Origin of the sequence: Neobacillus notoginsengisoli, assembly GCF_003515685.1 — a bacterium.
Lineage (GTDB): Bacteria > Bacillota > Bacilli > Bacillales > Cytobacillaceae > Bacillus_D > Bacillus_D notoginsengisoli.
In genome coordinates, this window is record NZ_QWEG01000004.1 from 201,732 (window position 1) to 214,271 (window position 12,540).

13 protein-coding genes and 1 riboswitch are annotated in these 12,540 nt (G+C 41.5%); of the genes, 9 read left to right on the forward strand and 4 right to left on the reverse strand.

Annotation, left to right across the window (positions count from 1 at the left end; genetic code table 11):
- Positions 1-3 precede the first annotated feature (3 nt).
- Genes D1B31_RS07640 through D1B31_RS07655 form a run of 4 tightly spaced genes read right to left on the reverse strand, consistent with a single transcriptional unit; the run spans position 4 to position 4,322 of the window.
- A complete protein-coding gene (locus D1B31_RS07640) occupies positions 4-2,355 on the reverse strand; it encodes a xanthine dehydrogenase family protein molybdopterin-binding subunit (protein WP_240035207.1) in 2,352 nt (783 codons plus the stop codon).
- Positions 2,352-3,230: an FAD binding domain-containing protein gene (locus D1B31_RS07645; RefSeq protein ID WP_118920165.1), complete on the reverse strand. Its 879-nt coding sequence runs from the start codon at positions 3,228-3,230 to the stop codon at positions 2,352-2,354. The genes D1B31_RS07640 and D1B31_RS07645 overlap by 4 nt, the downstream gene beginning before the upstream one ends.
- Positions 3,227-3,832 (reverse strand): nucleotidyltransferase family protein, encoded by a 606-nt coding sequence (locus tag D1B31_RS07650; protein ID WP_275670707.1) that lies wholly within the window; start codon positions 3,830-3,832, stop codon positions 3,227-3,229. The genes D1B31_RS07645 and D1B31_RS07650 overlap by 4 nt, the downstream gene beginning before the upstream one ends.
- Before the next feature lie 4 nt (positions 3,833-3,836).
- On the reverse strand, positions 3,837-4,322 hold the full coding sequence (locus D1B31_RS07655) for a (2Fe-2S)-binding protein (protein WP_118920167.1): 486 nt from the start codon (positions 4,320-4,322) through the stop codon (positions 3,837-3,839).
- Positions 4,323-4,538: 216 nt separating this feature from the next.
- Positions 4,539-4,638, reverse strand: a riboswitch (purine riboswitch).
- Positions 4,639-4,807: 169 nt separating this feature from the next.
- Here D1B31_RS07655 and D1B31_RS07660 point away from each other — a divergent pair.
- From D1B31_RS07660 to D1B31_RS25115, 9 genes are all read left to right on the forward strand, one after another.
- Complete coding sequence (locus tag D1B31_RS07660; RefSeq protein WP_118920168.1) at positions 4,808-5,170, forward strand: Na-translocating system protein MpsC family protein; 363 nt, start codon at positions 4,808-4,810, stop codon at positions 5,168-5,170.
- A gap of 231 nt (positions 5,171-5,401) precedes the next feature.
- Positions 5,402-6,730: a nucleobase:cation symporter-2 family protein gene (locus D1B31_RS07665; RefSeq protein WP_118920169.1), complete on the forward strand. Its 1,329-nt coding sequence runs from the start codon at positions 5,402-5,404 to the stop codon at positions 6,728-6,730.
- A 77-nt stretch (positions 6,731-6,807) separates the two neighbouring features.
- Positions 6,808-8,277, forward strand: coding sequence for an allantoinase AllB (gene allB, locus D1B31_RS07670; protein ID WP_118920170.1), 1,470 nt, complete (start codon positions 6,808-6,810; stop codon positions 8,275-8,277).
- A 22-nt stretch (positions 8,278-8,299) separates the two neighbouring features.
- Entirely contained in the window at positions 8,300-8,890 is a 591-nt protein-coding gene (locus D1B31_RS07675) for a cysteine hydrolase family protein (RefSeq protein ID WP_118920171.1), read from the forward strand.
- Positions 8,891-8,896: 6 nt separating this feature from the next.
- Positions 8,897-9,457 (forward strand): UbiX family flavin prenyltransferase, encoded by a 561-nt coding sequence (locus D1B31_RS07680; RefSeq protein ID WP_118920172.1) that lies wholly within the window; start codon positions 8,897-8,899, stop codon positions 9,455-9,457.
- Complete coding sequence (locus D1B31_RS07685; protein ID WP_118920173.1) at positions 9,454-10,791, forward strand: UbiD family decarboxylase; 1,338 nt, start codon at positions 9,454-9,456, stop codon at positions 10,789-10,791. The genes D1B31_RS07680 and D1B31_RS07685 overlap by 4 nt, the downstream gene beginning before the upstream one ends.
- A 33-nt stretch (positions 10,792-10,824) precedes the next feature.
- A complete protein-coding gene (locus D1B31_RS07690) occupies positions 10,825-11,088 on the forward strand; it encodes a BMC domain-containing protein (RefSeq protein ID WP_118920174.1) in 264 nt (87 codons plus the stop codon).
- A 17-nt stretch (positions 11,089-11,105) separates the two neighbouring features.
- The gene (locus D1B31_RS07695; RefSeq protein ID WP_118920175.1) at positions 11,106-12,080 is read left to right on the forward strand and encodes a hypothetical protein; all 975 of its coding nucleotides are present in this window, start codon (positions 11,106-11,108) and stop codon (positions 12,078-12,080) included.
- Between the two features lie 40 nt (positions 12,081-12,120).
- The gene (locus D1B31_RS25115) at positions 12,121-12,534 is read left to right on the forward strand and encodes a BMC domain-containing protein (protein WP_118920176.1); all 414 of its coding nucleotides are present in this window, start codon (positions 12,121-12,123) and stop codon (positions 12,532-12,534) included.
- Positions 12,535-12,540: the final 6 nt, after the last annotated feature.

Below are 12,540 nucleotides of genomic sequence, written 5' to 3' on the forward strand. Positions count from 1 at the left end.
CGTTTACAGGTGGACTTTCTGCTTCAAAAGCTTCATTTCTTTAAAGATTCTCTCAGGTGTTGCCGGCAGATGCTTAATTCTAATTCCAACTGCATCATTAAGAGCATTCATGATTGCAGGAATGATCGGAATCATGACCACCTCACCAATACCCTTCGCGCCTAAAGGATTGGAAGGCTCGGGATCCCCAACTGGAATGGTTTCAATGATTGGTGTCTCACGTATCGTTGGGATGATATAGTCTGTAAAATTATTCGTTTTATGAACGCCGTTTTCCATAACAACATCTTCGTAAAGAGTGTAACCAATTCCCATTAATGCGCCGCCTTCCGTTTGCCCCTCGAGTCCCTGGGGATTGATGACCGTCCCGGCATCGGGAATAGCGACAACCCGAAGCACATCTGTTTCACCGGTTAATGTATCCACCTCTACAAGCACCACATGCGTCATATAACCATACATATGATGGGGCGCTCCACCGGAATTTTTTATTTCATCCTTTTCCTTAGGTAATATGAAATGGCCTTCAACCTTGGTATTTAGGTGGTTCCCAAAAAGGTGTTCAAAGATTTCGGCAAAAGGTAAGGAAAGCTCTGGTTTCCCTTTAACAGCTAATTGGTCATTTGAATGCACAATTTCGTGAACTGGTACGCCAAATAGATCCGAGACTGCTTGTGTGAGCAGCTTAATCATATTCGGTGCAGCTACTGCTATTGCCCGCGTGCCTGTATAGGTCGAGCGCGAGGCGGATACTGTACCGCCATCAGGGGTTTCTTTTGTATTTCCTTGCACAACTTTTATTTTGGATATATCACATTTGAGAAGCTCAGCTGCTGCCTGGGCATAAACAGTACTGTTTCCCCCGCCGAGTTCCTCACAGCCAACCCCGACTTTGAAATAGCCATCTGCTAAAATTTCAATCGAAGCCGAACCATAGTCAGGAACGCCGATCCCCATTCCAACCCCGTGATAAGAGGTGGCCATACCGATGCCGCGTTTCTTCCATGGCTCACTCGGGGGACTCTTATATAAGTCTTGATTTACCCATAAATCGCAATTTTTTGCTGCATCAAGTGTTTGATGAGTGCCAACACTTGATTTAACCAAATGGCCAAGGCTTGAAATTTCCCCTTGCCTATAAGCGTTTTTCTCTCTAATTTCGACTGGGTCAAGGTTAAAATGTCTGGCTATCATATCAAGGTGGGTTTCAATTCCAACGCAAACCTGGTTCACGCCAAATCCTCTAAAGGCTCCGGCGATTCCGTTATTGGTATAAACACAAAAGCCTTCTAAATCAACGTTTGGTATTTTATAAGGACCTGCTGCATGTTCGATTGCAAGCGCAACGACAGCGCCGCCAAGAGATGCGTATGCCCCGGTATCGGCAACCGCCCTTACTTGCTGGGCAACCAATGTGCCATCCTTCATTGCCGCTGTCTTAACATGTACCTTAAAAGGATGCCGTTTAATGCCCGCAACAACTGATTCTTCCCGGTTAAGGTGAATTTTCACGGGGCGTCCATTTGCGTGTAAGGCTAAAAGCGCCAAATAAATTTGGACTGTGATTTCATCCTTTCCTCCAAATCCGCCGCCAAGCGGACTGGAAATAACATGAATGAGATCCGGGTTATAACCGAGCGCCCGGGCAATCTGCAGTTTATCCCGATGGGCATATTGTCCGGGGCATTGAATTGTCAAGGTACCATTTTCGCCAAGTACCCCCCACCCGCCTTCTGTTTCAATAAAGGCATGCATCTGTCTTGGGGAGTAAAAGGTATTCTCCAATACCAAATCCGCTTTGGCGAAGGCTGTTTCGACATCGCCATTTCGGATTACAGCATGACTGTGGATGTTACCGCTTGGATGCAGAAGAGGGGATTCCTTCAACATTGCGTACTCCGGATCCGTTACAGGCACCAATGGCTCATAGTCGACCTCAATCAGTTCAAGTGCCAGTTCAGCTATTTCCTCTGTTTCCGCAGCAACCAATGCAACAGCATCCCCGGTGCAGCGAACCACGTCTTCAGCAAGAACCGGCTGGTCAGGTACGACAATCCCAAAACCATTAAAGCCTGGAATATCCTTATACGTTAAGACCGATACAACCCCTTCCAAAGCCTCGGCCTTCGAGGTATCTATTCCTTTAATTTTTGCATAGGGATATTTTGCGCGGAGAACCTTGCCCCAGAGCATATTGTCATAATGAATATCTGTCATATACTTCAATTCCCCGGTAACCTTGGGCGTGCCATCAATCCGCTTTACAGGCTTTCCAATCCATTTAAAATCAATGGAATTTTCTTTAGCAGCTGTCATAACTTCCTTTAATTCAAGGTCATTATTACTAGCACTCATCGTTCATCCCACCTTTTCATTAGCCGATAAAGCCCTCTTTCCAATAAGGAACTTGCCATATCACGCCGGTATTGGGCAGAGGCTCGAATATCGGAGATGGGCATAACCTCTTTCCAGGCAACTTTGGCGATATTTTGTATGTGGTCAATCGTCAGAGGCTCAATTGTAAGCATTGCCTCGCACTTTTTGGCCCTTACAATTGTTGGTCCTACGGATCCGAAAGCAATCTTTCCGCCTAAACATATGTTAGTACCTTTTTCCATGGAGAGAGCGATTGCCACATTTACAATAGAGATAGATTGAGCTTTTCTTGGTCCAAGCTTCTGAAAAATGCTGATTTCATTTTCGTCTTGAGGCTGTATGATAATATTTGTTATCATTTCATGGTCTTTTTTAACCGTTCTTCCCGGTCCGATGAAAAACTCTTCTATGGGTATGTAACGTTTATGATCCGCTGAGCTTAATTCAATCACGGCGCCAAGGACATACAAGGCAGGAATAGTATCTCCAGCCGGTGAGGCAGTTGCGATATTTCCGCCAATCGTTCCCGCATTTTGAATCTGGGCAGCGCCAACTTCACGTGCGGCATCGATCAGAACTTCAGCGGCCCCTTTTAAAATTTCCGAATTTACAATATCTGTATGTGTGGTAAGCGGTCCAAGGTGAATTTGCTGCCCCGCTTTTTTGATATAACGCAATTCTGAGATGCCTTTAATATTTACCCAAACCTCTGGGCGCCATTTTCCTTCTTTCATGCGAACGATAGCATCTGTGCCACCTGCAATAAGCCGAAAATCCCGATCGCTATTAGCAATTATTCCAAGACATTCCTCAACTGTTTTAGGAGAGAGGACTGCTGTATCAGAGATCATCATTGCTGATGCCTCCTTTCAAAATGGTCTTTTAAGCAAATATAGTCTTCTTTCGTATTAAGATTATATAATACGTGCTCTTTGGTAACGTGCAGTTCACTAGTGCTGGATTGATATTTCGCTATGAGCTCCTTTAGCCCCATTTTTTGCTCAGAAATAGATAAAATATCATCTCGTAAACTTCCATTTAGTAAAATGGGGTGTCCCCTTTTGTTTGAATATACTGGAATAACAATATTAGAGTTTTTACAACGTAATTGCTTCAGCATCATTTCAATTATTGACGACTCTATTGGATTATCAACGGAAACGATCAGGTAAGAGCATGAGTTCTCTTTTAAAGCACGGATCCCGGTCTTGATTGAACTCGTTTTGCCGTTTGCATAATTAGGATTATAAATAATATGTATCGGGTATTTTTCAATAACCTGATTAATTTCAGGAGCTTGATAACCTAAAACGATTACAATATTCTTAATCGATGTTTTTAATAACTGCTGCACCTGGTATTCAATTAAGGGCAGTCCCTTCCAGGGCAGTAATGCTTTAATAGTTCCCATTCTCGAAGAGTAACCGGCTGCTAGCAGGATGGCTGTATGTGACACCGAGTTATGGTATTTCAGTATAAAGTTTTCTTTTCGCTGCCGTTTCAACAGCTTTTATAATCTTGGAATATCCAGTGCATCTACATAAATTTCCGCCTAAAGCAACTTGTATCTCCTCCACGGACGGGACTTGATTAACCTTATTCAGATAAGAATGGGCGGAAACGATAAAACCAGGTGTACAATAGCCGCATTGGGTTGCCCCTTCGTCAATAAACGCCTGCTGAATTACATCCATCTCGCCGGAATGGCCGACTCCTTCAACAGTTTTAACGGTCTGGTTTTCAACCTGGCTTACTAGAACGAGGCAGGAACAAACACTTTCCCCATTAATTAGAACAGTGCAAGATCCACACTCTCCCTTCCCACAACACTCCTTACTGCCCGTCAACTGTAAATCTTCGCGTAAAACATCCAATAGTGTTTTTGTAGGTGGACAGGCAACAATTACCTCACGGCCATTAACAGAAAAAGAGAATTCATTATTCATTTTTTTCCTCCTAAAAAAAATGGTGAAACTGCAGCCATTTAAGTAGATTCATAAAGAAATTCATCGAAACTTGTAATCGTTTACATTTTTGAAAACGAAAGCAGGAATTCTTTAATATTAATTGAAAGATAAGTTAATAGTTATGTGAGTCAAAGGATGAAGGTTCCATTTAGAAGGAGATGGTTTTCTTAGAAGTGAAAAAGAAGACTGCTAAAAAGACTTTGTAAAACTTTTCGTAGCCAAGGAATTTACGGTTCATCGTAGATCCCCCAAACTGATTATTTGGGGTTATACGAAAGTTATTACATCTTTTGGAATTTCGATTCAACTATGAAGTGTAAGAAGAAATTTGTCAAGTCCATCTTTTTGAAAGTTGTTTGTCAAGTCCATCTTTTTGAAAGTTATTTGTCAAGTTCCAATTTTCCGAAATCTATGTTGACAAACTAGTTTTTGGTAACTAATATTGAATCAAGGGGCGTAAACACATGCAGTCCACATCATCTACGCAACAATTGTCAATTCTCAAAAAAGATATTGCACAGATGTACAACAGGATCAACCAGGAGATTTACGGAATAGGCGTAATAAAGCAGCGTATAGAGATTTATCACAACAAGTTACTGATTTTTGCAAAACACAAAAGAGTTCCAGCTTTGCGGACTTTAAGCAGAAACCATCACGAATTGACAGTTTCGGTTGATGCCGCATTAATTAAAGAATATAAAGAAAATTTTAAGGAGCAGATCGAACGTATTTTCAAACTTAGGGTTATAACGATCCTTAAGGACTATGATCCTATTACTGAGAATGCCTGTACGATTGTTTATTTTAAAGATGCATTAAAGTAAAATGGAACAGGTATTAAATTCGTTTTACGTTTTTAATAACCTGTTCATACCCATAATTGAAAACGGTTTCATAGACTTTTCTTTATCGGAACGTATACTGAACCGTAGTAAAGAATCCTAATCCATTAACGGAATTTGGTTCTTTTACTACGGTTTTTTATATGCCAATTTTGGGGAGGTGAAGAATCACCATAAATTTAGAAAGGCCGATTCTAAATTTGGAGGGGTAAGATGGAAAAGTTAGGTGGCTTGAAGGTTGGAGTGCTGGGTTTGCAGCATGTATTAGCCATGTATGCGGGGGCGGTAATTGTTCCGTTAATTGTTGGACCTGCAATAGGGCTGAACGCACAACAACTGGCTTATTTAATTTCAATCGATTTATTTACCTGTGGGATAGCAACCCTAATTCAAGTGTTAGGCGGGCGGCATGTTGGGATCAAGCTCCCAGTTATTCTGGGATGTACATTTACTGCGGTCGGTCCGATGATCGCCATTGGCAATCTTGATGGAATAACGGCAATATATGGGGCAATTATATCTGCAGGGATTATAGTTGTAGTTTTGTCCCAGTTTATGAACAAGATCATGAAGTTTTTCCCTCCCGTTGTTACTGGCTCGGTTGTTACGATCATTGGCGTCTCATTAATTCCGGTCGCAATGAATAATGCCGCTGGCGGACAAGGGTCACCCACATTCGGCAATATTGAAAATTTACTTCTTGCGCTACTAACTTTAGTCACCATCATTGTACTTAATCGATTCTTTACCGGATTCGCGAGAGCTATCTCCGTATTGATTGGTTTAATTGTCGGAACAATTGTTGCATCCTTCATGGGATTGATTAATTTCTCAGCTGTTTCTGAAGCAAGTTGGTTTCATATGGTACAACCTTTCTACTTTGGTTTCCCAACATTCAATTTTTCTGCCATTTTAACAATGACGATTGTTGCGATTGTCAGCATGATTGAATCTACAGGTGTATTTTTGGCACTTGGCGATGTCTGTGACAGAAAGCTGGATTCCAATGATATTAAAAAAGGTTTAAGGGCTGAGGGGCTTGCGGCTGTAATTGGCGGTATTTTTAACGCATTCCCTTACACCACTTTTTCACAAAATGTTGGGTTGGTCGCTTTAACAAAGGTCAAAACAAGAAATGTTGTTTTAACTGCGGGCGTTATGCTAATGATTCTGGGCCTATTACCCAAGGTAGCAGCCCTAACGACCATTGTCCCGACTGCGGTATTAGGGGGGGCGATGATCCCAATGTTTGGGATGGTTGCTGCATCAGGCATCAAGATGCTCTCAGCCGTTGATTTTAAAAGAAATGAAAATTCATTAATTGTTGCTTGTTCAGTAGGTATTGGTTTAGGAGCAGCCGTTGTGCCGGCAATGTTCGATAAGCTTCCAGACAATCTGGGATTATTAATTCAAAACGGAATTGTCATTGGCAGTGTGACAGCGATTATTCTAAATATTGTTTTTAACCATAAACTATTGAAAGTAAGCGAAGAAGAACGTTTTGTGCAGTTGAAAGGGGATCATTCAGCTGATGTAATATGAGCTGTTGATTATAGATGTATAGATGGTGTTCCGAAAGTTTTCTATATAACAAAAACTTTTTAAAGGAGAGAGAGAAAATGGATTTAATCCTAAAAAATGCAAACATTCCACAAGGGGACAGGCAAGTACTAACAAATGTTTTGGTCGATGAAGGGAAGATTGTCGGTTTTACAAATGACATTAACTTCCTTCATGCTGACGAAATTATTGATATAAAAGGAAAGTTAGTTGTGCCAGGATGTATTGATCCACATACCCATTTTATGGATCCGGGATTTACACACCGTGAAACATTTGAAACGGGCCATCGTTCTGCAGCAGCTGGTGGACTGACACTGCACATTGATATGCCATGCTGCAGTAAACCATCTGTTCGTGACGGAGAGAGCTTCTTCAAAAAGCTAAATCCTATTAAGGAAAAAGCATATATTGATTACTGTTTCTGGGGAGGAATGACCGGAGAAGATGCGAGGGAAGGCTGGCTCGATAATATTTATCCGCAAATTGAGCAAGGCGTTGTTGCCTTTAAGGTTTACATGACCCCATCTGTTCCTACATTCCCTAAGGTTTCCGACGGCGAGATGTTTGAAATCTTCCGTAAAGTCGCACCGACTGGTTTACCAATTGGGGTGCACGCGGAGAATTATGATATCTGTACCTTTAATACAGAAAGGCTAAAGAATGAAGGGCGTACCGATGGTCCGGCTTGGGCTGAAGCCAGAAGTTCATTGGCAGAAAAGGTTGCCATTGAATTAATCATTAGCTATGCGGAAGAAGTAGATGCCCGTGTCCATGTTGTGCATATGAGCACAAAAGAAGGTGTAGAGCTTGTTCGCAGAGCGAAGGAACGCGGCCTTAAAGTAACGGCTGAAACATGCCCCCATTACCTCATGCTAAATGCAAAAGATGCAATGACTGAAAGAGGAACTTTTGCAAAAATTGCTCCTCCGTTACGCGGGAAAGCAGATAATGAAGCACATTGGCAGGCTCTTGCTGATGGAACCATTGATTTCGTTGGCACAGACCATGCACCATATGAGATTCCAACAGAAAAGGCTGCGCCTGATTCAACAATTTGGAACAGCTTCCCTGGCATTCCTGGTGTTGAAACAATGGTGCCGGTTCTAGTAAGTGAAGGGTTAAATAAAGGCCGTCTTTCATTATCCAGATTTGTCGAAGTAACAAGCACGAATGCCGCAAAGCACTATGGCATCTATCCGAAGAAAGGTGCCATGGAAATCGGCAGTGATGCAGATTTTACTGTTATTGACCTTGATCGGGAATACGAAATTGATGAGCAAAAAACAGAGTCCATGGCAAAGTACAATCCACTGCACGGCTTACAGCTAAAAGGCAAACCTGTTCAAACAATCGTTAGAGGTAAGTTGATTTATGATGAAGACAATGGCGGTATCGTAGGAGAAGCGGGATACGGCCAATTTGTACCACGCCAATCGATTCAACGATTAGAAAGAGTATTGAAGATTGAAAAATATGAAGCTGCCGCGGTAACGGAAAAATCTGAAAAGGCAGAAGTCATAAATTAAAACTGAGAGGAGTAAAAACAAAATGGAATTACGCGGTAACAAACATGCAATCGTAATTATTGATATGCTGAATGATTTTATTGGAGAAAAAGCAGCGCTGCGCTGTGAAGCTGGCGAAAAGATCGTCCCAAAAATCCGGGAATTAATTGACTTTGCCCATGTTAACAATATCCAGGTAATACATGTACAGGAAGCACACAGAAAGAATGATCGTGATTTCAGAGTCAGACCGGTACATGCCATTAAAGGAACATGGGGCTCTCAGTTTATCCCCGAATTAACTCCTGAAGAAGATAAAGGTGATTATGTCGTCCAAAAGCGCCGCCACAGCGCATTTAGCTATACAGACTTTGATCTATTTTGCCGGGAAGAAGAGATCGACACACTTGTACTAACCGGTGTTTGGACGAATGTGTGTGTAAGAAGTACGGCTTCTGATGGCCTGTATCACGGATACAATATTATCTGCGTTTCCGATGCAACAGCATCACAGGATGAGGACATGCACCGTTCAGGACTAAGGGATATCGATATCTTTGGGGACATTATGACCACCGATGAATATAAGGAAGCTGCCAAAGAAAAATTCTCCCATAATGAACAGGCAGTATAAATATTAATGAAGATAATTGTTGGTATAACAGGGGCTAGCGGGTCATTGTATGGCTATACTTTGATCCGCGCCCTTTACGAATTAGGAATAGAAACGCATGTAATCGCTACTGAAATGGGAGAAAAAGTGATGCAATTTGAATGTGGTGTAAGCATGAAGGAGATAAAAAATTACGCCACGGTACATAGTAATCGGAATCTTTTTGCATCAGTAGCGAGCGGTTCCTTTAAAACAAACGGTATGGTCATCGTCCCATGTTCCATGAATACATTAGGTGCGGTTGCAAATGGCGTTGGTGATACGCTGTTAAGCCGTGCGGCAAGCGTTGTATTAAAAGAAAGCCGAAAACTAATTATTGTTCCAAGAGAAGCACCTTTTCATTTAATTCATTTAAAAAATATGACGACATTAGCCGAAGCAGGTACATGCATCATGCCAGCCTCTCCAGGATTTTATCATCGCCCTGTCGAAATTTGGGAATTAATTAATTTTATGGTCGCCAGGATTCTAGATATGTTGGACATTGATCATGATCTTTTAGAGAGGTGGGGTGAACCGAAATTATGAATCCCACAACATTAAGGGAATTGTTAGATGATTGGGAAACAAGAGGATTGCTTGCCAGGGTGAAAAAGGAAGTAGACCCCGAATATGAGCTTGGTGCAGTCCTCAGGCATTTTAAAGGTGCGAAGCCGATATTATTCGAAAAAATAAAGGGTTATACGAGTCCAATGGTTGCAGGTCTCGCTGGAGAACGTAATTTATTGGCCGACAGCATGGGGATTACAGGAAAAGAGCTCATCCCTAAATTGATTGAATCCATTGTTAATCCGATTCCAACGACAAAACTGGGAACAGGTCCTGTTCATGAAAATGTAATTCTAGGAGAATTCGACCTGGACGATCTCTTCCCAATTCTGACCTATCATGCAGAGGACTCTGGCCAGTACTATGTTGCCGGAGTAATGGTAGTTAAGGATATAGCCGGTAAAAATCGCTATACATCTATCAGAAGGATGCAATTTTTAGGGGGAAATAGGACGAGTATTTTAATTACTTCACCAGAGTTGTATTCACAATATCAATATTATGAAGAACGAAATGAACCGATGGAATTTGCTGTGATGTTTGGGGTTGTACCGGCGGTCATACTGAGCTCACAAGTAAGCACCCATTTATACCATACAGATAAATTGGATATTGCAGGTGCATTATTGGGACAATCTCTTGATGTTGTCCAGTGTAAAACAGTAAATCTGGAAGTATTAGCTGAAGCCGAAATTGTTTTAGAAGGAAAAATGCTTCCACATATACGGGAAACAGAAGGTCCATTCGCTGAATTAGCTGGTTATTACGGAACCATCTCACAACAGCCAGTTGTTGAAATAACTGCTGTAACCTATCGTAATAATGCTATTAATCAAACAATCTTTCCAGCTAGTTATGAGGAAAAGCTGCCAATGGCTCTTGTAAGGGAGGTAACCCTTTTAAACACTGTTAGACAGGTTATTCCAAATGTAAAAGACGTTCACATTACAATGGGCGGAGTTGCAAGATATCACGCGGTCATCCAAATTGATAAACAATCAGAAGGAGATGGCAAGCAGGCGGCACTTGCGGCATTTGCCAGTGATAAAGATTTAAAGCATGTTGTTGTGGTCGATAAGGATGTGGACATATGGAATTCAGATGAAGTCGAGTGGGCCATTGCAACAAGAGTTCAGGCAGATGAAGATATCTTTATCGTTCCGGGCGCAAAAGGTTCACCGCTTGAATCGTCCCATAATATTAAAGGAGTTACAGCAAAAATGGGAATCGATGCTACATATCCATTAGCACGTGCCGAAGAGTTTAAAAGAACATATATACCTATAGATATAAAAATAGAAGAGTATTTGTAAGGTCAACTGGTATAACTGTTGAGGAGGTTCGACATGAAAGCGATAGGAATGATAGAAACGAGAGGCTTGACCGCGGCTATTGAGGCACTGGATTCGATGGCCAAAGCCGCGAATATTACACTTGTTGATTTAAAAAGAGTTGGTGCAGGCCTTGTGACGGTTATTGTAGAGGGCAGTGTATCAGATGTGACTGCTGCGGTGGAAGTTGGGAAAGAGGCGCATATTCGAACGGGCGGCGAGCTTGTTTCTTTCAACGTCATTGCAAGGCCGCATACAGAGTTGGCAAAGATTTTGTAACAGAGGGGTGATAAAAAATGTCTGATTTTATGAAGAATATTATTCAGGAGGTTTTGAATAAACAGGGAAAAAGTACAACCTTTATTCAAACACAAACTGTTGGCAGCCCTTCTGTTTCGAAACATCATCCCAGAACTGGAAGCCAGGAAAACACTCCAACACTCAACTTGAACCGACCAAACTATCAGAGAATGAAAAAGGAGCAAAGACTTTCTGTTCCAGGAAAATCGCCGGTAACAAGACTGGATACGCAAGCTGCAAAACCCGCCCATCCAGTGAACAACCTTAAACATGCAAATCAGAATGAATTATTATCACAACTAAGTACTGTGTCACTCGGGCATGGGAAGGTTGAAAAACGAGTGTTTGCTAGTGGCGCTAATTTTCAAATGCACAATAAAGTCAATCAAGATCCGAAACTTTTAGGAAAAACAAAGGATGGCAGTTATGTCTGGTTTTTTCCAACTGTTTCGGAATCATTAGCGCAAAGGTTTAAACGATCAACAAGCGGTGTCGCGGTTGGAGTCATTACCTCAAAGTCTTGTCTCCCAAGCCAACTTTTACTTGTTAATGATGTGATACGTGAAAATCCGGATGTGAAGTACCATCTTACCTGGGACCGAGGCAATAAGGATTCATTTGTATGGGAAATGTATGATCACGATCCGGTAAGATTGGAAAAAAAGCTTCAAACAATATTACAAATTCTTCAACGCAAGTCTACAAAAACGATTGAATCGTATTCAATAATGTCGCCAAGTGCATGGTTATCCAAACAATTAAATATTGGATCATCAGTTGAAGCCATTTCTGTACTTGAAAGGGTTCCATACTACGCATCGCTCTTACTTTTAGAACAATATTTTACATCCGATGAGCAACCCCAGCTTCAATATGAAATAGAAGAACATTATTTAATACTTGGCGGAGCCCATCGTGTGGTTTCAAAGACCATACAAGATTTTAGAAGGAAAACTGAAAACTTACTATAACATTTGAAGGCAGGTTTTACGGCTAGGAGGTGTAATTAAGTTGCGCGCATTAGGATTAATAGAGACTGTTGGCTTTACAACAGCAGTTTCAGCTGCAGATGCAGCAGTAAAGGCAGCGAATGTAGAGATTATCGGCATTGAAAAAGTAATCGGGGTTAATGGCTACCTGGGTGTCACCATTCATTTAGGTGGAGATGTCGGGGCCGTAAATGCGGCGGTAGAAGCCGGAAAAGCAGAAGGTGAACGAGTTGGCAAGGTCATTTCTGTAGATGTCATTGCCCGGGCACATGATGAAGTAAATAGTAAATTGATTAGCCTATTTGGTTTAAATAGGGAAGAAGCACTGGAAGAATCCAATACAAAAGAAAAGAACAAAAGTGAGAATCAGGAAAAAACGAAAGTGATAGGTGAAAGCCCTAAAGTTAGAAAGCAAGATGAAGGACAAAATAACTAATCATAA